The organism is Klebsiella sp. V115_8, assembly GCF_029967715.1.
Taxonomy (GTDB): Bacteria; Pseudomonadota; Gammaproteobacteria; order Enterobacterales; family Enterobacteriaceae; genus Klebsiella; species Klebsiella quasipneumoniae.
This window is the reverse complement of sequence record NZ_JASCAR010000035.1, coordinates 63969-83748: the sequence shown is the minus strand read 5'-3', so window position 1 is coordinate 83748 and position 19780 is coordinate 63969. Positions and strand designations below refer to the sequence as shown.

Annotated in this window: 19 protein-coding genes; 4 read left to right on the top strand and 15 right to left on the bottom strand. The window is 57.3% G+C overall.

What is annotated here, in order from left to right:
- Positions 1-106: 106 nt before the first annotated feature.
- Genes hemG through pepQ form a run of 4 tightly spaced genes read right to left on the bottom strand, consistent with a single transcriptional unit; the run spans position 107 to position 4097 of the window.
- Positions 107-649, bottom strand: coding sequence for a menaquinone-dependent protoporphyrinogen IX dehydrogenase (gene hemG, locus QLG03_RS16505; protein ID WP_023291587.1), 543 nt, complete (start codon positions 647-649; stop codon positions 107-109).
- 11 nt (positions 650-660) lie between these two features.
- A complete protein-coding gene (gene trkH, locus QLG03_RS16500) occupies positions 661-2112 on the bottom strand; it encodes a Trk system potassium transporter TrkH (RefSeq protein ID WP_004886724.1) in 1452 nt (483 codons plus the stop codon).
- 39 nt (positions 2113-2151) lie between these two features.
- The gene (locus QLG03_RS16495; protein WP_255989700.1) at positions 2152-2766 is read right to left on the bottom strand and encodes an IMPACT family protein; all 615 of its coding nucleotides are present in this window, start codon (positions 2764-2766) and stop codon (positions 2152-2154) included.
- Positions 2766-4097 (bottom strand): Xaa-Pro dipeptidase, encoded by a 1332-nt coding sequence (gene pepQ / locus QLG03_RS16490; protein ID WP_032454527.1) that lies wholly within the window; start codon positions 4095-4097, stop codon positions 2766-2768. Before pepQ ends, QLG03_RS16495 begins: the two co-directional genes overlap by 1 nt.
- A 191-nt stretch (positions 4098-4288) precedes the next feature.
- Between pepQ and fadB the strand changes: the two genes are divergently transcribed.
- Together fadB and fadA are read left to right on the top strand one after the other, a co-directional pair.
- Entirely contained in the window at positions 4289-6478 is a 2190-nt protein-coding gene (gene fadB, locus QLG03_RS16485) for a fatty acid oxidation complex subunit alpha FadB (RefSeq protein ID WP_023291585.1), read from the top strand.
- A gap of 9 nt (positions 6479-6487) precedes the next feature.
- Positions 6488-7651, top strand: coding sequence for an acetyl-CoA C-acyltransferase FadA (gene fadA / locus QLG03_RS16480; RefSeq protein ID WP_004886733.1), 1164 nt, complete (start codon positions 6488-6490; stop codon positions 7649-7651).
- Between the two features lie 193 nt (positions 7652-7844).
- Here fadA and fre read toward each other — a convergent pair whose 3' ends face one another.
- Complete coding sequence (gene fre / locus QLG03_RS16475) at positions 7845-8546, bottom strand: NAD(P)H-flavin reductase (RefSeq protein WP_004886735.1); 702 nt, start codon at positions 8544-8546, stop codon at positions 7845-7847.
- 49 nt (positions 8547-8595) lie between these two features.
- Entirely contained in the window at positions 8596-10071 is a 1476-nt protein-coding gene (gene ubiD / locus QLG03_RS16470; RefSeq protein WP_023291584.1) for a 4-hydroxy-3-polyprenylbenzoate decarboxylase, read from the bottom strand.
- Positions 10072-10249: 178 nt separating this feature from the next.
- On the opposite strand from ubiD, the gene rfaH reads away from it, so the two are divergent.
- Entirely contained in the window at positions 10250-10738 is a 489-nt protein-coding gene (rfaH, locus tag QLG03_RS16465) for a transcription/translation regulatory transformer protein RfaH (RefSeq protein WP_004886742.1), read from the top strand.
- On the opposite strand, the gene tatD is transcribed toward rfaH, so the two are convergent.
- The 9 genes from tatD to udp all read right to left on the bottom strand — a co-directional run bounded on the left by tatD (position 10735) and on the right by udp (position 18686).
- Positions 10735-11526 carry a 3'-5' ssDNA/RNA exonuclease TatD gene (tatD, locus tag QLG03_RS16460; protein ID WP_282473659.1) on the bottom strand — a complete coding sequence of 264 codons (792 nt, stop codon included), beginning with the start codon at positions 11524-11526 and terminating at the stop codon, positions 10735-10737. The two genes, rfaH and tatD, sit on opposite strands and share 4 nt — an antisense overlap.
- A gap of 43 nt (positions 11527-11569) precedes the next feature.
- Positions 11570-12349 carry a Sec-independent protein translocase subunit TatC gene (gene tatC / locus QLG03_RS16455; RefSeq protein WP_004886745.1) on the bottom strand — a complete coding sequence of 260 codons (780 nt, stop codon included), beginning with the start codon at positions 12347-12349 and terminating at the stop codon, positions 11570-11572.
- A 2-nt stretch (positions 12350-12351) separates the two neighbouring features.
- Entirely contained in the window at positions 12352-12876 is a 525-nt protein-coding gene (tatB, locus tag QLG03_RS16450) for a Sec-independent protein translocase protein TatB (RefSeq protein WP_132136166.1), read from the bottom strand.
- 3 nt (positions 12877-12879) lie between these two features.
- The gene (tatA, locus tag QLG03_RS16445) at positions 12880-13131 is read right to left on the bottom strand and encodes a Sec-independent protein translocase subunit TatA (protein ID WP_002883425.1); all 252 of its coding nucleotides are present in this window, start codon (positions 13129-13131) and stop codon (positions 12880-12882) included.
- A 129-nt stretch (positions 13132-13260) separates the two neighbouring features.
- Positions 13261-14901 carry a ubiquinone biosynthesis regulatory protein kinase UbiB gene (ubiB, locus tag QLG03_RS16440; RefSeq protein WP_032454523.1) on the bottom strand — a complete coding sequence of 547 codons (1641 nt, stop codon included), beginning with the start codon at positions 14899-14901 and terminating at the stop codon, positions 13261-13263.
- Positions 14898-15503 carry an SCP2 domain-containing protein gene (locus tag QLG03_RS16435; RefSeq protein WP_032454522.1) on the bottom strand — a complete coding sequence of 202 codons (606 nt, stop codon included), beginning with the start codon at positions 15501-15503 and terminating at the stop codon, positions 14898-14900. The genes ubiB and QLG03_RS16435 overlap by 4 nt, the downstream gene beginning before the upstream one ends.
- A 13-nt stretch (positions 15504-15516) precedes the next feature.
- Entirely contained in the window at positions 15517-16272 is a 756-nt protein-coding gene (gene ubiE, locus QLG03_RS16430) for a bifunctional demethylmenaquinone methyltransferase/2-methoxy-6-polyprenyl-1,4-benzoquinol methylase UbiE (protein WP_023291579.1), read from the bottom strand.
- Between the two features lie 70 nt (positions 16273-16342).
- Positions 16343-17791, bottom strand: a complete 1449-nt coding sequence (gene rmuC / locus QLG03_RS16425; protein ID WP_023291578.1) for a DNA recombination protein RmuC — start codon at positions 17789-17791, stop codon at positions 16343-16345.
- Between the two features lie 133 nt (positions 17792-17924).
- Positions 17925-18686 (bottom strand): uridine phosphorylase, encoded by a 762-nt coding sequence (gene udp / locus QLG03_RS16420; protein ID WP_002883419.1) that lies wholly within the window; start codon positions 18684-18686, stop codon positions 17925-17927.
- 272 nt (positions 18687-18958) lie between these two features.
- On the opposite strand from udp, the gene QLG03_RS16415 reads away from it, so the two are divergent.
- Positions 18959-19771: a dienelactone hydrolase family protein gene (locus tag QLG03_RS16415; protein ID WP_023291577.1), complete on the top strand. Its 813-nt coding sequence runs from the start codon at positions 18959-18961 to the stop codon at positions 19769-19771.
- Positions 19772-19780: the final 9 nt, after the last annotated feature.

Here is a 19780-nt window from a genome sequence, read left to right as displayed (position 1 = left end):
CCGTTGTTCCGTGTCAGTGGAGGCGCATTATAGGGAGTAATTCTGAGGTGACAAGGGGAAATGCAAAAAAACTTTTCGTTCGCTCGCTTTTCCATCAAGACGCTGTTTAAACGCCCTGTTTGCGGATCATTTGCGCGATTTCTCGGGCAAATCGGGAGACCTGTTGCCAGTCGGTATAGACCACTTCTTTACGGGTATCCGTTTCGCCCCCGGTCATTTTCATAATCAGGCGGATCATAAACCGATCGTACCAGCGGTAACGCGGGTAACGTAGCGCCCCGGCAAACACCGCGCAGCTCTGCGGCTGCCACGGCGAGTTGAGCAGAAACTTGCGCGTATAGCTGTTGGTCTGCGGCGTGCGCTTCTCGGGTTTGCGCGCAACCAGGTTCACCGAAAAGAATGCCCCCGGCAGCGCCTGCAATGCTGCAAGGTGCTTTTTCACAAAGCGGTCCACCGCCGGATGAAAGTGTCCGTAGCGAATCGACGCGCCAATCACCACGCGATCATAATGATGCCATTCCACGTCATCGGTACGGTTCAGATTCAGGGTGTCCGCATCGATACCCAGCTCTTTAAGCTCAGAGGCGAGAAACGAAGCGATTTCACGTGTCTGCCCGTCGCGGGTGGAAAAGAGAATTAAAGTTTTCACGAGCACTCCTGTTATTCGCGCCAGAAAGTGGGAGTAAAGAGCACCAGTAAGGTGAACACTTCCAGACGACCAAACAGCATATTAGCAATCAGGATCCATTTCGCGACCGGGTTCATGGTGGCAAAGTTGTCCGCGACGACGCCGAGCCCAGGCCCGAGGTTGTTCAATGTCGCCACCACGGAGGCGAAAGCGGAGAAGTCATCCACCCCGGTGGCGATAATAGCCAGCATACTAATGATAAAGACCAGCGCATAGGCGGAGAAGAATCCCCATACCGCTTCCAGAATACGTTCCGGCAGCGCGCGGTTACCTAATTTAATGCTATACACCGCATTCGGGTGAACCAGACGCTTAAGCTCACGGTTGCCCTGCTTGAACAGCAACAGGATACGGATAACCTTTAAGCCACCGCCCGTGGAGCCTGCGCAGCCGCCGATAAATGCAGAGCACAGCAGAAGCACCGGCAGGAACAGCGGCCAGCGCGCAATGCTATCGGTGGTGAATCCCGCGGTGGTCGCCATCGACACCACCTGGAAAAACGCCTGATTCAGCGTCGTCAGCACCGAGCCGTACACGTTATGAAGCCATAGCACCAGCGTACAGACGATGACCAGCGTCAACTGGACGCCAATGAACATTCGAAACTCAGGGTCGCGCCAGTACACCTTCAGGCTGCGTCCGCTCAACAACGAAAAATGCAGACCGTAGTTACAGCCGGAGATTAGCAGGAAGATGGCAATGATGGAGTTGATCATCGGGCTGTTGAAATAGCCGACGCTGGCATCGTGAGTCGAGAAACCGCCGATGGCGATGGTGGCGAAGCTGTGCCCTATCGCATCGAAGGCCGGCATACCGGCAAACCAGAGCGCCAATGCGCAGGCGACCGTCAGTAACACATAGATGAGCCACAATGTCTTTGCCGTCTCGGCGATGCGCGGGCGCATCTTGTTATCTTTCAGCGGGCCGGGCATTTCCGCACGGTAGAGCTGCATCCCCCCGACGCCGAGGATAGGCAGAATCGCCACCGCCAGCACAATGATCCCCATGCCGCCGAACCACTGCAGCATCTGCCGGTAAAAGAGGATAGCGTGCGGGAGCGAGTCCAGCCCCACCAGGGTGGTCGCCCCGGTCGTCGTCAGGCCGGAAAATGACTCGAAGAAGGCATCCGTCACCGTCAGGTTCGGCTGTTCGGCGAAAATGAAGGGCAAGGCCCCTACGCTACCCAGCACGGTCCAGAACAGCACCACGATCAGAAATCCTTCACGGGATTTCAGTTCACCCTTTTGCTTACGGTTCGGCCACCACAGCATGGAGCCGATCGCCAGAGCGACAAAAAAAGTTTGAGTGAAGGCCCGTCCCGCGCCATCGCGATATATCAGGGCCACTAATCCCGGGACGATCATCGTCCCCGAAAACAAGATGACCAGCAGTCCAACGATTCGGGTTATGGCGCGAAAATGCATCTCTGGCGCTTCCTTTGATAGGCAAAAAAACAGAGGGGATTATTCGTTAATCTTCAGCAATTGCAATGAACCGCGACTAAAATCAGCCAGTTTTGCTGAAAAAGCCGCCACTTCAGCCTGGGGAAGCGCCACGCGCAGCCGAACCGACGCCAGATATTCGCTTTCAACGACGTTGCCGGAAAATTGGGCGAGCAGCGCTTCGACGCCGGCCAGTTGCCCATATTCACATTGCAAAGTATATGCCGTTAACGGCGTCTTGCGCAGTGTCGTCAACTGCGCCAGCGCCTGATGAACACCGCCGCCATAGGCTTTCACCAGACCGCCGGTGCCCAGCAGGATACCACCGTAGTAACGCACGACGACAGCGGTTATCTCGCCGACGCCGCTTCCCATCAGCTGCGCCAGCATCGGTTTACCCGCCGTTCCCGCCGGTTCGCCATCATCAGAAAACCCAAGCTGTTGCGAATCATCAGGCGGTCCGGCGGCCCACGCCACGCAGTGGTGACGGGCATCGGGGTGATCCGCTCTGACGGACTCGACAAAGGCTTTCGCCGCCGCCACGCCGTCGGTATGCGCCAACAGCGTGATAAAACGGCTCTTTTTGATCTCCTCAACGACGGAAACGGGCGCCGCCGGGATTAACCAGCTCTCCATTAGGCCAGCTTCAGATCGCGCGTCATATTTTCGATACTGTTTTCGTGAACCACCACGTTATCTTCGATACGGATCCCGCCGAATGGCTTCATGGCGTCAATTTTTTGCCAGTTGAAGTGTTTGCTGAACGGGCCTTCACGCCACGGCGCCAGTAACGACTCGATAAAGTAGATGCCGGGTTCAATGGTCAACACCATACGCGGCTCGATAATACGGGTGCAGCGCAGATACGGGTATTTCGCTGGCGCCGCCAGATGCGTACCGGAGTCGTCTTGCATAAAGCCAGCAACATCATGCACCTGCAGACCCAGCGGATGACCAATCCCGTGCGGCATAAATGGCCCGGTCAGATCGTTTTCCACCATCGCCTCTTCGCTCATGTCAGTGACTAACTGGTGTTTACGCAGCAGCTTCGCAATACGCTGGTGGAACTGGATATGGTAATCGACGTAGCGAGTCCCGGCTTTCATGGTGCTAATCAGCGCCAGCTGCTCGTCGTTAACGTCTTTAATCAGATGGGCGAAATCGTTATCGCCGTGTGCCGCCCAGGTCCGCGTCAGATCCGCAGCATAGCCGTTATATTCCGCACCGGCGTCGAGCAGGAAGCTGCGCATTTCCGCCGGAGCGCGGTGGTCCAGTTTGGTGTAGTGCAGGACAGAAGCATGCTCGTTCAGCGCCACGATGTTGCTGTAAGGCACGTCGGTATCGCGGTGACCGGTTGCGGTAAGATAGGCCTGATTGATATCGAATTCGCTCATCCCGGACTGAAAAGCTTCATAGGCCGCACGATGACCATTCACCGCCGACTTCTGCGCTTCACGCATACAGGCCAGCTCGTAATCGGTTTTGTAAGCCCGGTAGTAATGCAGATAATCGATAACCCCTTTCGGGTTGATCTTATCCGCGGCGATTCCCAGACCCAGCGCGCGCTCCGGCACCGGCCCGATATAACCAATATTTCCGCGAGCGGCAGGCAGTTGGCTGCCGATGCCATCGGCCTTCGGCAGCGCGACTACATCGACCTCTTCGGTCCAGAACGAGGTTGGCAGCGGCTCAACGTTATGCCAGTAATCAACCGGCAGATAGAACCACAGCTTCGGTTTATTCACACCGTCCACCAGCAACCAGCAGTTAGGCACCTGAGTCACCGGCACCCAGGCTTTGAACTGCGGATTGACCTTGAACGGGTATGGATGGTCATCAAGGAAGACGTTAACCAGCTCGCCGGAGTGAATCAGCAGAGCATCCATCTGAAAACGGGACAGGACGTCGCGGGTACGTTCTTGTAGGGTAACAATATGATTTTTATAGAGCGCGGCCAGGGATTCCATCTTTTGTCCTTTGCTTTTATGGGATCGTGATACTCCGCATCTTAGCACATCGACCTGCGTGCGGGTGATTTCCACCGGATGTGATCCGACCAGCAATTATTTAAAGAGTAATTTGCAATTCTTTAACATAAATTCCACACTCCGTTTCATCTGGTATGACCAGATCATATTGCTGGATTCAGGAGACTGACATGCTCTACAAAGGCGACACCCTGTACCTCGACTGGCTGGAAGATGGCATCGCCGAACTGGTGTTCGATGCCCCAGGTTCGGTCAACAAGCTTGATACCGCAACCGTAGCCAGCCTCGGTCATGCGCTGGACGTACTGGAAAAACAAAACGATCTCAAAGGCCTGATGCTGCGCTCTGAAAAAGCGGCGTTTATCGTCGGCGCGGATATTACGGAATTCCTCTCACTGTTCCTGGTCCCTGAGGAGCAGTTAAGCCAATGGCTGCATTTTGCTAACAGCGTCTTCAACCGTCTGGAAGATCTTCCCGTCCCCACTGTCTCCGCCGTCAACGGTTACGCGCTGGGCGGCGGTTGTGAATGCGTCCTGGCGACCGATTATCGCCTGGCGACGCCGGATCTGCGCATTGGTCTGCCGGAAACCAAACTCGGCATTATGCCAGGCTTCGGCGGCTCAGTCCGTTTGCCGCGCCTGCTCGGCGCCGACAGCGCGCTGGAGATCATTGCTGCCGGGAAAGATGTCGGTGCCGATCAAGCGCTGAAAATCGGCCTGGTGGATGGCGTAGTTGCTGCCGACAAACTGCGCGACGGCGCGCTGGCGATCCTGCGCCAGGCGATTCAGGGCGACCTGGACTGGAAAGCGAAACGGCAACCGAAGCTGGAGCCGCTGAAGCTCAGCAAAATTGAAGCGACGATGAGTTTCACCATCGCCAAAGGCATGGTCGCGCAAACCGCCGGGAAGCATTATCCGGCGCCGATCACCGCGGTGAAAACCATTGAAGCCGCCGCGCGTCTTGGTCGTGAAGAGGCCCTGGTGCTGGAAAATAAAAGCTTTGTCCCGCTGGCTCATACCAATGAGGCCCGCGCGCTGGTCGGTATCTTCCTCAACGACCAGTACGTCAAAGCGAAAGCGAAAAAACTGACCAAAGATGTCGAAACGCCGAAGCAGGCCGCCGTCCTGGGCGCGGGCATTATGGGCGGCGGCATCGCTTATCAGTCGGCGTGGAAAGGCGTGCCGGTCATCATGAAGGACATCAACGATAAATCGCTGACGCTCGGCATGACCGAAGCGGCGAAGCTACTGAATAAACAGCTGGAACGCGGCAAAATCGACGGTCTGAAGCTGGCCGGAGTAATAAGCACCATTCAGCCGACGCTGGAGTATAGCGGTTTTGATCGCGTGGACGTGGTCGTTGAAGCGGTGGTGGAAAACCCGAAAGTGAAGAAAGCGGTGCTGGCGGAAACGGAAGATAAAATCCGCCCGGATACCGTGCTGGCGTCCAACACCTCAACGATCCCCATCAGCGAGCTGGCCAGCGTTCTGCAGCGCCCGGAAAACTTCTGCGGCATGCACTTCTTTAACCCGGTACATCGCATGCCGCTGGTAGAAGTGATCCGCGGCGAAAAAACCTCGGATAATACCATTGCCAAAGTCGTCGCCTGGGCCAGCAAAATGGGCAAGACGCCAATCGTGGTCAATGATTGTCCCGGTTTCTTCGTCAACCGCGTGCTGTTCCCCTACTTCGCCGGCTTCAGCCAGCTGCTGCGCGACGGGGCGGATTTCCGCAAAGTCGACAAAGTGATGGAGAAACAGTTTGGCTGGCCGATGGGCCCGGCCTATCTGCTGGACGTGGTCGGCATCGACACCGCGCACCATGCTCAGGCGGTCATGGCGGCGGGCTTCCCGCAGCGGATGCAGAAAGATTATCGCGACGCCATCGACGCCCTGTTTGACGCCAACCGTTTCGGCCAGAAGAACGGCCTCGGCTTCTGGCGCTATAAAGACGACAGCAAAGGTAAGCCGAAGAAAGAAGAAGATGCCGCCGTCGACAGCCTGCTGGCCGACGTCAGCCAGCCGAAGCGCGATTTCAGCGATGAAGAGATTATCGCCCGCATGATGATCCCGATGGTTAACGAAGTCGTCCGCTGCCTGGAAGAAGGCATTATCGCCAGCCCGGCGGAAGCAGATATGGCGCTGGTATACGGCCTCGGCTTCCCTCCGTTCCACGGCGGCGCCTTCCGCTGGCTGGATACCATCGGCAGCGCGAAGTATCTCGATATGGCGCAGCAGTACCAGCACCTTGGGCCGCTGTATGAAGTCCCTGCCGGTCTGCGTGACAAAGCGCGCCATAACGAAGCGTATTATCCCCAGGTAGAGCCAGCCCGTCCGGTTGGCGCTCTGAAAACGGCTTAAGGAGTCACAATGGAACAGGTTGTCATTGTCGATGCTATTCGCACCCCGATGGGCCGTTCAAAGGGCGGCGCATTTCGCCACGTGCGCGCGGAAGACCTCTCCGCGCACCTGATGCGTAGCCTGCTGTCGCGCAACCCGTCGCTTGAGGCAAGCGCGATAGACGATATCTACTGGGGCTGCGTACAGCAAACCCTCGAGCAGGGTTTTAACATCGCCCGTAACGCGGCGCTGCTGGCGGAGATCCCGCATTCGGTACCGGCAAACACGGTTAACCGTCTGTGCGGTTCTTCCATGCAGGCGCTGCACGATGCTGCACGCATGATCATGACCGGCGATGCCAGCGTCTGCCTGATTGGCGGCGTGGAGCACATGGGCCATGTGCCGATGAGCCACGGCGTCGATTTCCACCCGGGCCTGAGTCGCAACGTGGCGAAGGCGGCAGGGATGATGGGGCTGACCGCTGAAATGCTGGCGCGTCTGCACGGCATTAGCCGGGAAATGCAGGATCAGTTCGCCGCGCGCTCACACGCCCGCGCCTGGGCTGCGACCCAGTCCGGCGCATTCAAAGCCGAGATTATCCCCACCGGCGGCCACGATGCCGATGGCGTACTGAAGTCCTTTAACTATGACGAAGTGATCCGCCCGGAAACCACCGTCGAGACGCTGTCTACCCTGAGGCCGGCGTTTGACCCGGTGACCGGTACGGTAACGGCAGGTACCTCTTCCGCCCTTTCCGATGGCGCGGCGGCGATGCTGCTGATGAGCGAAAGTCGCGCCCGCGAACTGGGGCTGAAGCCACGCGCCCGCGTCCGTTCGATGGCGGTGGTCGGCTGCGACCCGTCCATTATGGGCTATGGCCCGGTTCCCGCCTCGAAGCTGGCGCTGAAAAAAGCGGGCTTATCCACCAGCGATATCGACGTCTTTGAAATGAATGAGGCCTTTGCCGCGCAGATCCTGCCGTGCATTAAAGATCTGGGCCTGATGGAGCAGATCGATGAGAAGATCAACCTTAACGGCGGGGCGATCGCGCTCGGTCATCCGCTGGGTTGTTCCGGGGCGCGTATTAGCACCACGTTGATCAATCAGATGGAGCGTAAAGATGCCCAGTTCGGCCTCGCCACCATGTGCATTGGCCTGGGACAAGGGATCGCCACCGTGTTTGAGCGGGTGTAAATTTACAAAAGGGTATCTCACAGCCAATGGCGTCAGAACAAGGCGGCAAGCGAGCGAATCCCGATGAGCTTACTGAAGTAAGTGATTCGGGTGAGCGAGCGCAGCCGACGCAGTTATGACGTCATTGGCGAAGAGAGACAGTTTAGTTGCCGTTCTTCCCGCCTGTCAGGGGCGGGTTTTTTATTTGCAGATATCAGATAAAGGCAAACGCGTCGCCAAACAGGCGATCTTCGCGCGCGCCGCGTTCGTTGCAGAACAGGTCGCGAGCAATCTTGGCCATCTCAAAACGCCCGGCAATATAGATATCGTGATCGGCCAGGGTACCGTAATCCTGCAGCACCGCGGTCAGCACGGTGCCGGAACGCCCACGCCAGCCCTCTTCCGGCTGCTCAACCACCGGCTCAATGCGCAGATTCGGATGTTTGACGCTCAAGGCTTCCAGCTCAGCCAGATCGTACAGATGTTTGGTCTCGCGGCCGCCCCAGTAAATCGCGATATCGCGCTGAGGATTGCGTGACAGCGCGGTCAGCAGAATAGAACGCACATAAGAGAAGCCGGTGCCGCCGGCAATCAAAATCAGCGGGCGGTCTTCATCTTCACGCAGCCAGGCTTCGCCATGCGGGATATCAACCTCAATTTCGCGCTCTTTCAGGATGCGATCCATGACCGCCATCGCGTACAGATTGAGCTCCGAGGCGCCGATATGCAGTTCGATAAATTCCTGTTCCGCCGGCGTGGAGGCCATGGAGAATGGGCGTTTGTCGCGCTCATCCATTACCACCATCAGATACTGGCCAGCGCGGAAAGAGAATGCCGCTTCCGGTACTAATCGAACACGATACACGGTATCGGTAATCGCCTCCACCGAGGTCACTTTACAGCTTAAGGTTGTCATGCGTCCCCTCTGTCGGGTCTATAGAGCAAAACAGCGGCGTTAGCCCCGCTTACTGTTGTTTAAAGATGGCCAGATCATCCCAGATGGCGTCAATGCGCGCCGTGACGGCAGGATCTTTTTTGATTGGGCGACCCCATTCACGCTGGGTTTCGCCAGGCCATTTATTGGTGGCATCCAGCCCCATTTTTGAACCCAGGCCGGAAACCGGCGAGGCAAAATCCAGATAATCAATTGGCGTATTCTCTACCAGTACCGTATCACGAGCCGGGTCCATACGGGTAGTGATCGCCCAAATCACATCGTTCCAGTCGCGGGCGTTGACATCGTCATCGCAGACAATCACGAATTTGGTGTACATAAACTGGCGCAGGAACGACCAGACGCCCATCATCACGCGCTTGGCATGGCCTGCATACTGTTTTTTCATCGTCACCACTGCCAGGCGGTAGGAGCACCCTTCCGGCGGCAGATAGAAATCGACGATTTCCGGAAACTGTTTTTGCAGGATCGGGACGAAGACTTCATTCAGCGCCACGCCCAGCACCGCAGGCTCATCCGGCGGACGGCCGGTATAGGTCGAATGATAAATCGCGTCTTCACGTTGGGTAATATGGGTGACCGTAAACACCGGGAACTGGTCTACTTCATTGTAGTAGCCGGTATGGTCGCCATACGGACCTTCCGGCGCCATCTCCCCGGCCTCGATATAACCTTCCAGCACAATCTCTGCGCTGGCAGGCACTTCAAGATCGTTCGAGACGCATTTCACCACTTCGGTTTTGGTACCGCGCAGCAGCCCGGCAAAGGCATATTCCGACAACGTATCCGGCACCGGGGTCACCGCGCCAAGAATGGTCGCTGGGTCGGCGCCGAGCGCCACAGAAACCGGGAAGCGTTCGCCCGGACGCGCCGCGCTCCACTCCTGGAAATCCAGTGCGCCGCCGCGATGAGACAGCCAGCGCATAATCAGTTTGTTTTTGCCAATCAGCTGCTGGCGATAAATCCCCAGGTTCTGCCGCTCTTTGTGCGGCCCGCGGGTCACCGTCAGCCCCCAGGTGATCAGCGGCGCGGCATCGTCCGGCCAGCAGGTCATAATCGGGATTTTCCTCAGGTCGACGTCATCGCCCTGGATGATTTTTTGCTGGCAGGGTGCGCCGCGCAGACGTTTGGTCGGCATATTCAGCACTTGCTTAAACTGCGGCAGCTTATCAAACAGATCGCGGAAACCTTTGGGCGGCTCAGGCTCTTTCAGAAAGGCTAACAGCTTACCCACCTCGCGCAGCGAACTGACGTCCTCCTGACCCATCCCCAGCGCCACGCGCCGCGGCGTGCCGAACAGGTTGCACAGCACCGGCATGGTATAGCCTTTCGGATTCTCAAACAGCAACGCCGGACCGCCAGCGCGCAGGGTGCGGTCGGCAATTTCGGTGATTTCCAGGTGGGGATCGACCGGCAGAGTGATACGTTTTAGTTCGCCCTGTTGTTCCAGGAGTGTCAGAAAGTCGCGAAGATCGTGATATTTCATGAAAGTGTTATTGACCTCTCTACAGGCGGCTAATTATACGGTGTTCAACGGCGAGATGCTGTAATTTTGTTAAATTAGCGTGAAAGAACGCTGAAATTTGGATTTCAATTATAATGGCTTTCGCGATTACACCAGCCATTTGTTATGCTTGCCGTTATTAGAAGTGGAATGAGTCATTATGCAAGCCTGGTACTTACTGTATTGCAAACGTGGGCAGCTACAACGAGCCCAGGAACATCTGGAACGTCAGTCAGTTAACTGCCTGATGCCGACGATTGCGCTGGAAAAAATCATTCGCGGTAAACGCACCATGGTCAGCGAACCGCTGTTTCCGAACTACCTGTTTATTGAGTTCGATCCAGAGGTGATTCATACCACCACCATCAGCGCCACACGCGGGGTTAACAACTTCGTGCGCTTTGGCGCCCTACCCGCTATCGTCCCCTCGGCGGTCATCCATCAGCTCTCTATCTATAAACCGGAAGGCATCACCGACCCGGAAACGCCGCATGAGGGCGATAGCGTACTGATCACCGACGGCGCGTTCGAAGGCTTACAGGCTATCTTTACCGAGCCGGACGGTGAAGCACGCTCTATGTTGCTGTTAAACCTGCTGAATAAGCAAGTCCTGCAGAGCGTAAAAAACACCGATTTCCAGAAAATCTAAGCGCCGATAACGTCGACGCCAAACAGCGCTCTGACGTTTGCGTCCGTTTGCGCCTCAAGCCACTGCGCCTCCTCGCCGCGCCAGGCCGCGACGCTGACCAGGATATGCGGCAAATACGCGGGCTCGTTACGACGCGAGGCGGGTTTCGGCTTGAGGTCGCGCGGCAGCAGATAGGGCGCATCGGTCTCCAGCAGCAGACGTTCCTCCGGGATCGCCGGCAGTAGCCCTCGCAGCTCGAGCCCGCGCCGCTCATCGCACACCCAACCGGTAATGCCGATAAACAGCCCCAGATCCAGACATTCCTGCGCCTCGCTGCGGCTGCCGGTAAAGCAGTGCAGCACCGCGCCCGGGATCTTCCCAAGCCAGGGTTTAAGTAGCGTCAGAAACCGGTCGTGGGCGTCGCGGCAGTGTAAAAACACCGGCATCGACAGCTCGGCGGCCAGCGCCAGTTGGGCGCTGAATGCCGCCTCCTGCTCCTGCGGCGTGGAGAAATTACGATTAAAATCCAGACCACATTCCCCTATCGCCACCACCTGCGGCTCGCGGGCAAGGACATAAATCGCCTCGGCGACCGCTGGCGTCCAGCTGCTGCCGTCATGGGGATGAACCCCCGCCGTGGACCAGCAGCCGGCGTAATGGCTCGCCATTCTCTGCGCCTGCTGGCTCTCCGGCAAATTTGTGCCGGTCAGCAGCATGCCGTGGACACCCGCCGACCGGGCGCGCGCCACCACCTCATCATGGTCGCGGGCAAACTGCGAACTGGTCAGATTAACGCCGATATCAAACATGATCGCTCCATATGACAACCGCCCTGACGGGCGGTTGGCGGTATTACTCTTCTCTGTGCTCAGCGGCTTCAGCTTCGGCCGCGGCATCGTCATCACGCGTCAGACGCTTCCCGGTGTAGAAGCGGGCAAAGAACACCCCGACTTCAAACAGACAGTACATCGGAATGGCCAGCAGCGTCTGCGAGAACACGTCCGGCGGCGTCAGCAGCATGCCCACCACGAAGGCGCCCACCAGCACATACGGCCGTTTTTTGCGCAGCTCTTCCGGCGTAGTGACGCCCATCCAGCAGAGCAGCACAATGGCGACCGGCACCTCAAAAGAGACCCCGAACGCCATAAACAGCGCCATCACGAAGTCGAGATAGCTGCGGATATCGGTCGAGACCAGCACCCCCTCCGGGGCAGCATGGGTCAGAAAGCCGAACGCCAGCGGAAACACGACAAAATACGCGAAAGCCATGCCGATATAGAACAGCAGCGTGCTGGAGACCAGCAAGGGCACCACCAGCCGGCGCTCGTGCTTATACAGCGCCGGCGCGACGAAGGCCCATACCTGATACAGAATAATCGGCACCGACAGGATCACCGACACCATAAAGGTCAGCTTTATCGGCGTAAAGAAAGGTGAAGCGACATCGGTGGCGATCATCGTCGCGCCTACCGGCATCTTGCTGATAAGCGGGGCCGAGACCAGCTGATAGATATCATTGGCGAAATAGACCAGCGCCAGGAAGATCACCAGGATAGCAATGATGCTGTTGAGCAGACGCTTGCGCAGCTCAATCAGATGCGAAATTAGCGGTTGTGTATCGTCTACGCCCATGTTTACGGTTTATCACTCGATGCGGGGGAAGAATGGGTGGCAGCCGCCGTAGCGGATGTTTTCTCTGCCGGTGAAGCGGGTTGCTCGTCGGCCACGGGCTCTGGCGCATGAGCCGGAGCGCTGGCCTGATGTTCGGCCGTCGCCGGCGTGACGTCCTGCCGCTGCGCTTCGCTGCCTTTCACCACCGGATTATGGATGGTATTCGCTTCGTCGCTGGCCTTTTCCGGATCGTGGGCGCTATAGGAGCGCTTCATCGACTCCGCGGCCTCACGCAGCTCGTCCATAGAGGCTTTCAGCTCCGGCGTCAGGTTATTCAGGCTGGCCTTTTCCACCTTCTTGAGGCTCTCCTGGAACTCCTGCAGTTTTAGCTCCTGAGCCAGCTCATTCTGCACCGTGGTCGCCAGCGACCGTAGCGTACGGATCCAGCCAACCACCGTTTTAACCGCGACGGGAAGCCGCTGTGGCCCCAGAACAATGAGGCCAATTACAAACACCAGCAGTAGTTCACTAAAACCAATATCGAACACGAGTTACACCTGCTCTTTGTCGTGGCGTTTTGTCTCGTCTTTTTTTGCATCATCCTGTTTGTCGGCGATAGTTTTCGCCGTGAAATCTGCGTCTGGCGCCGACTTTTCGGGTTTATCATCATCACTCATGGCTTTTTTAAAGCCTTTGATGGATGCCCCTAAGTCTGACCCCAGTGAGCTCAGCTTCTTCGTCCCGAAAAGCAGAACTACGATGACGACAACAATTAATAACTGCCAAATACTGATACCACCCATACACGTTCCCCTATGACAGATGATGAATTATGTGGACGCATTATACACGCCATCCTGCCAGCCGCCTCGCCGTCAGGCCACCGGCATGATTTTGCGCAAATAAGCCTGCGTCATGAAGTGGCGAACCGATCAGCGGGTTTTTCGCCAGCCAATCAGCCAGGTCACGACACCGCCGGCCATCAGCCAGCCGGGCATCATTCCCCACTCAGGGCGATGGATAAAGAGCAGCGTACCACTGAGCAATAAAACCGCGCCTATACCAAACAGATAACGGGATTGGCCCTGGCGCACATGACGCACATGCATATCCCGCACGATAGTATCGACGCTGGTCTGCAGCTGTTTGCTCTGCTGCAGGCTCTGATACACCAGCTCAGGTATTTCAGGCATTCTTTCGATCCAGAACGGCGCTTTGTCTTTAAACGCGCGCACCAGCGCCGGAATACCGACCTGATCTTTGATCCACGACTCAAGGAAAGGCTTCGCCGTTTTCCACAAGTCTAACTGAGGATAGAGCTGCCGGCCTACCCCTTCTACGTAAAGTAATGTCTTCTGTAGCAAAACAAGCTGCGGCTGGACTTCCATATTGAAGCGCCGCGCGGTGTTGAACAGATTAAGCAGCACGTGGCCGAAGGAGATCTCCGCCAGCGGCTTCTCAAAGATGGGCTCGCAGACCGTGCGGATCGCGAACTCAAACTCTTCAACATTAGTGTCCGGCGGAACCCAACCGGAGTCGACGTGCAGCTCGGCAACCTTACGATAATCGCGGTTGAAAAAGGCGATAAAGTTTTCCGCCAGATAGCGCTTATCTTCTTTGTTCAGCGAGCCGACAATGCCGCAATCGATACCGATATACTGCGGATCTTCCGGGTGCTCGTAGCTGACGAATATGTTGCCAGGGTGCATATCAGCATGGAAAAAACTGTCGCGGAACACCTGGGTGAAGAAGACCTGCACGCCCCGCTCCGCCAGCAGCTGCAGGTTGGTTCCCTGAGCCTCCAGCGCCTCGACGTCGGACACCGGAATGCCGTAGATGCGCTCCATCACCATCATGCTTTCGCTGCAGTAGTCGGGGTACACTTCCGGCACATACAGCATCGGGCTGTCTTCGAAATTACGCCGCAGCTGAATGGCGTTAGCGGATTCCCGCAGCAGGTTCAGCTCGTCCAGCAGCGTTTTTTCATACTCACGAACCACCTCCTGCGGGCGCAGACGGCGGCCGTCAGGCAGCAGACGCGGCACCCAGCGCGCCAGGCGGTAGATGAGCTTCATGTCCGCTTTAATGATCGGCAAAATATCCGGACGGATAACCTTGATCACCACCTCTTTGCCGTTCTCTTTCAGACGCGCGGTATGCACCTGGGCGATAGACGCCGAGGCTAACGGCTCAACGGAGAAATCATCAAACCAGGCCTCCACCGGCAGGCCACCCATCGCTTTCTCTATCTGCTGCTGCGCGAGCTTCCCGTCAAAGGGCGCCACGCGGTCCTGCAACAGCGCCAGCTGATCGGCAATATGCGGCGGAAAGAGATCCCGCCGCGTGGAAAGCATCTGGCCGAATTTAATCCACACCGGCCCCAGCTCCTGAAGCGCCAGCCGCAGACGGGCGCCAAGGGGTTGATCCTGATGGCGGTTTGGCATCCAGAACAGCATCCGCCGCCAGATACGCAGCGGCAGCGTGATCCGCATTTTGGGGATGAGCTCATCGAGCCCGTAGCTCAAAAAGGTGTGGACGATGAAATACAGGCGCCGTAATTCTCCTGGCGTCATTTGCCCTCCAGCGTTTCCAGCCGTTTTTCCAGTGCGGCCAGCGCGCGTTCAATAGCCGTCGTCTCTTCAGCAAACCAGGCCAGCTCCAGCGGCCCCGGCGCCAGGCGCCACTCTTCAGTGATCGCTTCCGCGACATAGCGCTGCTGGCGCTGCGCCCCTTTCAGTAAAAACTGAGCGCCGCCGCGGAGGACTTTACCGACGCCTTCGGCCACGATGTCGCCGGTGTAAGGCGCCAGCAGTTCAGCGGGATCGAACTCCGCCAGATCGCACAGGGTGACCATGTTCTGCACCACCTGCAGATCGCCCTGCACTTCCAGCTCGCCGCTGCGGATAAGCGCCGTGAGCTGCTGACGGTTGCGCAGTTTTGGCAGTACGCTGAGCCGGGTAATCACGGTGCAGTCGGCCTCTCCCTCCCAGGCGCTCAGGACATCAACCTGGCGTTCGCTGAACACCAGCACCACGGGCGTGGAGAAGTCCTGCAGCTGTACCCGCAATACCTTGCCCAGCAGGCGCTGGCGGGCGGGTTTTAGCGCTTTGTCGCGCCAGAGGAAAGTATTCAGCGCCGTTTCAATGCCAGCGGTCACCAGGGGTGTGAAAGGCATAGCGTCCCTCCTGTCAGAACTTGTAACCGCGATGCAAAGCAACGATACCTGCCGTCAGGTTGTAGTAGTCCACGCTTTCGAAGCCTGCATCCTGCATCATCCCTTTCAGGGATTCCTGGTCCGGATGCATACGGATCGACTCCGCCAGGTAGCGATAGCTGTCGCCGTCTTTTGCCACCAGCTCGCCAACCTTCGGCAGGATATGGAAGGAGTAAGCGTCGTAGGCTTTGCTCAGCGGTTCAATAATGGGTTTAGAAAACTCCAGCACCAGCAGACGTCCGCCCGGCTTCAGCACGCGGTACATCGAACGCAGCGCTTTCTCTTTGTCGGTCACGTTACGCAGACCGAAAGAGATGGTGATACAGTCAAAGGTATTATCAGCAAACGGCAGGGCTTCCGCGTTGGCCTGAACATACTCAACGTTACCCACGATGCCGATATTGCGCAGCTTTTCGCGGCCCATTTTGAGCATTGAATCATTGATATCAGCAAGCATAACGCGGCCGGTTTCCCCTACCAGACGGGAAAACTTAGCCGTCAAATCACCGGTACCCCCCGCCAGATCCAGCACGGTCTGCCCGCGACGTACACCGCTGCAGTCGATGGTGAAACGCTTCCACAAACGATGGATACCAAACGACATTAAGTCATTCATCACATCATACTTTGCGGCGACAGAATGGAATACATGCGCCACCATGTCCGCTTTCTGCTCTTTAGCGACCGTCTGAAAGCCAAAGTGCGTCGTTTCTTGTGAATCCTCAACCATCTTTATGCCTGCTTGCTTTTCAAGAAAATGTTCACTGAGTGTATCAGACTCAGCGCATTTCCCATACGTTTCAGCGTGGCGGAGCCGCCTCCCGGCTGCGCACCGCCTCGGCAGAGTCGGGCGAAAATGCGTCATTTTCCGGCAGGTTATCCTCCTCTTCGAGACGATATTGATCGTCCTGAGCAGTGGCTTGTTCGACTAAATCAGGATTAATCCCGCGCTTGACCTCCACGCCCAACCCGCGAAAAGCCTCCGCCTGAGCCAGCAGATTACCGCGCCCGGAAGCGAGCTTTTTCATCGCCTGGCGATAGTTCTCTTGCGCTTTATCCAGACTCTGGCCGATAGCGGACATATCGTCCACAAACAGGCGCATTTTGTCGTAAAGGCGCCCCGCCCGCTCGGCGATCTTCTGCGCGTTGCGGCTCTGGTGCTCATAACGCCACAGATTGGCGATGGTGCGCAGGGCCACCAGCAGCGTCGTCGGGCTGACCAGCATAATATTATTTTGCAGCGCCTCGCTGATGAGCTCGGGTTGACGATCAATGGCCAGCAGAAATGCCGGCTCGACGGGAATAAACATCAGCACATAGTCGAGGGAGCGCAGGCCCGGCAGTTGCTGATAATCCTTGCGTCCCAGCAGGCGAATATGATTACGCACCGAGGCAAGGTGCTCCTGCAGCGCGACTTCGCGGGTGTAGTCGTCCTCGGCGTTGAAATAGCGCTCATAGGCGACAAGGGTCATTTTGGCGTCGATAACCACGTCTTTACCCTGCGGCAGGCGCACGATGACGTCCGGCTGCATCCGCGAGCGGTTATCGGTCTCGATGCTGACCTGGGTCTGGTACTCATAGCCTTCCCGCAGGCCGGAGGCTTCCAGCACGCGGGTGAGAACCACTTCCCCCCAGTTGCCCTGAGTTTTGTTATCGCCCTTCAGCGCTTTGGTCAGGTTCAGCGCCTCCTGCGCCATCTGCGCGTTCAGCTGCTGCAGGTTGCGGATCTCATGCGCCAGGGTGTGCCTTTCCCGCGCCTCCTGGCCGAAGCTCTCCTGCACCTGGCGGCGGAACCCGTCCAGCTGTTCGCGCAGCGGGGTCAGCAGGCCATGCAGGCTCTGGCGATTTTGCTCATCGACGCGTCGGTTGCTGTGTTCGAAAATGCGGTTGGCGAGGTTTTCAAACTGCTCGCTCAGGCGCTGCTCGCTGTTCACCATCTGGCGGATCTTATCTTCCGCATGCAGCTGGGTGGATTCGAGTCGGGTGGTAACCTCCCGCAGATCGGCCTCCAGCGAGGTATTGATATCCCGCAGGCTGCGCAGCTCGTTGTTCAGCAGCTCGCACTCTTCACGCCAGTGGGCTTCCTGTACCAGCTGCTGACGGGCGGCGCTCAGCTCAATATCCAGCTCTCGCCGCTCCTCGATAAGATCGGCCCGAATTTGATCGGCGCGCGCTTTGGTCGCCAGCCAGCCGACGATTAATCCAGCAGCCAGTGCGATAACCGCGCTGATAATAATGGAGAGATCCACGACGCCCCCTGCGATAACCTGATGACACAAAATAGAATTGTGCTGTACAAACGTCCAGTTTAAAAGGAATTTCCTGCGAGAGGCGACGCAAAAAAAAGGCCGGAGGATCCGGCCTGACAGGGAAAGCGTTGAATTACAGCAGACGGCGCGCCGCTTCCACGACGATTTTCACCGCGTGGCTTTCGGTTTGCTTCATGGTTTCGGCGTTAGGGATCTCTTGCTGGGTACGGTTAACGATAACCCCGGCCACCATCCCGGCGCGCAGGCCCTGGCTGGCGCACATGGTCAGCAGCGTAGCGGATTCCATTTCATAGTTCATCACGCCCATCGCCTGCCACTCTTCCATGGAGCCTTTGAAGCGGCTCACTACGCGGCCGGAGAAGGTGTCGTAACGCTCCTGTCCCGGGTAGAAGGTATCCGAGGAAGCGGTCACGCCGATATGGGTGGTGGCGCCAATGGATTTCGCTGCTTCCACCAGCGCGGTGGTGCAGGCGAAATCTGCGACGGCCGGGAATTCCATCGGCGCGAAGTGCAGGCTGGCGCCGTCCAGACGAACGGAAGCGGTAGTCACCAGCACATCGCCAACGTTGATGTGCGGCTGAATGGCGCCGGTGGTGCCAATGCGCAGGAAGGTACGCACGCCAAGCTGCGCCAGCTCTTCCACAGCGATAGACGTAGACGGGCCGCCGATGCCGGTGGAGCAGACGATCACCGGTTTGCCGTCCAGTTCCGCGCGCCAGGAGGTAAATTCGCGGTGAGATGCCAGCTTAACCGGCTTATCCATCAGCGCGGCGATCTTTTCCACACGCTCCGGATCGCCAGGGACGATAGCCAGCGTAGCCCCTTGTAAATCGTTCTTGGTGAGGCCGAGATGAAAAACATCAGACTTGGACATAAAAAACTCCTCTGTGGGTCGAATTATCAGCAGAAGCAAAACGGTACTGTACAGAAGCCCCTGGCAACATTTTGTGATGTTAGTCACCAAGAACAATAATGATTGCAGTTGTTTTTCAGTAAATAGTGATAAACATCACATTAACAAGTTATATTCATCGTCACTGAACAAAAGATAGCCGCTTTCAGGCACTGTGCTTTATTACCGCCCGAACTAAAGGTAAAGGGTCTATAGTTACTGATGCGCTAATAAATAAGGGTACGGAGAATACCATGACCACCACCAAGCAACCTGGATTCGCACCTGCAGCCTCGCCGCATGCCGCAACCGCCGTTCATACGCCGGAAGAGCATATTGTCGCCGGAGAGACCTCTATTCCCTCTCAGGGGGAAAACATGCCGGCTTACCATGCCCGCCCGAAAAACGCCGATGGCCCATTGCCGATCGTCATCGTGGTGCAGGAAATCTTCGGCGTGCATGAGCATATTCGCGATCTTTGTCGTCGCCTGGCGCAGGAAGGCTATCTGGCTATCGCGCCTGAATTGTACTTCCGTCAGGGCGATCCGAATGAGTATCACGATATCCCGACCCTGTTTAAAGAGCTGGTTACGAAGGTGCCGGACGCGCAGGTGCTGGCGGATCTCGACCACGTCGCCAGCTGGGCGGCGCGCCATGGCGGCGATGCCCATCGTCTGCTGATCACCGGCTTCTGCTGGGGCGGACGTATCACCTGGCTATATGCTGCCCATAACCCGCAGTTGAAGGCGGCGGTAGCCTGGTACGGCAAACTGGTAGGAGAAAAATCGCTGAATTCGCCAAAACACCCGGTGGATATCGCCGTCGATCTCAACGCCCCGGTACTCGGCCTGTACGGCGCTAAAGACGCCAGCATTCCACAGGACACCGTCGAAACCATGCGCCAGGCGCTGCGGGCGGCCAACGCCACGGCGGAAATCGTGGTCTATCCTGAAGCCGATCACGCCTTTAACGCCGACTATCGCGCCAGCTATCACGAAGAGTCAGCCAAAGACGGCTGGCAGCGGATGCTCGACTGGTTTGCTCAATATGGCGGTAAAAAAGGGTAATCGTCCGAA

Bases quoted from the DNA above. Each gene is read 5' to 3' on its own strand.
- fre (WP_004886735.1), bottom strand. From the start codon at position 8,546: ATGACAACCTTAAGCTGTAAAGTGACCTCGGTGGAGGCGATTACCGAT.
- QLG03_RS16435 (WP_032454522.1), bottom strand. From the start codon at position 15,503: ATGCCTTTCACACCCCTGGTGACCGCTGGCATTGAAACGGCGCTGAAT.
- ubiD (WP_023291584.1), bottom strand. From the start codon at position 10,071: ATGAAATATCACGATCTTCGCGACTTTCTGACACTCCTGGAACAACAG.
- ubiE (WP_023291579.1), bottom strand. From the start codon at position 16,272: ATGGTTGAGGATTCACAAGAAACGACGCACTTTGGCTTTCAGACGGTC.
- trkH (WP_004886724.1), bottom strand. From the start codon at position 2,112: ATGCATTTTCGCGCCATAACCCGAATCGTTGGACTGCTGGTCATCTTG.
- tatD (WP_282473659.1), bottom strand. From the start codon at position 11,526: ATGTTTGATATCGGCGTTAATCTGACCAGTTCGCAGTTTGCCCGCGAC.
- QLG03_RS16495 (WP_255989700.1), bottom strand. From the start codon at position 2,766: ATGGAGAGCTGGTTAATCCCGGCGGCGCCCGTTTCCGTCGTTGAGGAG.
- rfaH (WP_004886742.1), top strand. From the start codon at position 10,250: ATGCAAGCCTGGTACTTACTGTATTGCAAACGTGGGCAGCTACAACGA.
- udp (WP_002883419.1), bottom strand. From the start codon at position 18,686: ATGTCCAAGTCTGATGTTTTTCATCTCGGCCTCACCAAGAACGATTTA.
- QLG03_RS16415 (WP_023291577.1), top strand. From the start codon at position 18,959: ATGACCACCACCAAGCAACCTGGATTCGCACCTGCAGCCTCGCCGCAT.
- pepQ (WP_032454527.1), bottom strand. From the start codon at position 4,097: ATGGAATCCCTGGCCGCGCTCTATAAAAATCATATTGTTACCCTACAA.
- tatA (WP_002883425.1), bottom strand. From the start codon at position 13,131: ATGGGTGGTATCAGTATTTGGCAGTTATTAATTGTTGTCGTCATCGTA.
- ubiB (WP_032454523.1), bottom strand. From the start codon at position 14,901: ATGACGCCAGGAGAATTACGGCGCCTGTATTTCATCGTCCACACCTTT.
- fadB (WP_023291585.1), top strand. From the start codon at position 4,289: ATGCTCTACAAAGGCGACACCCTGTACCTCGACTGGCTGGAAGATGGC.
- tatC (WP_004886745.1), bottom strand. From the start codon at position 12,349: ATGGGCGTAGACGATACACAACCGCTAATTTCGCATCTGATTGAGCTG.
- fadA (WP_004886733.1), top strand. From the start codon at position 6,488: ATGGAACAGGTTGTCATTGTCGATGCTATTCGCACCCCGATGGGCCGT.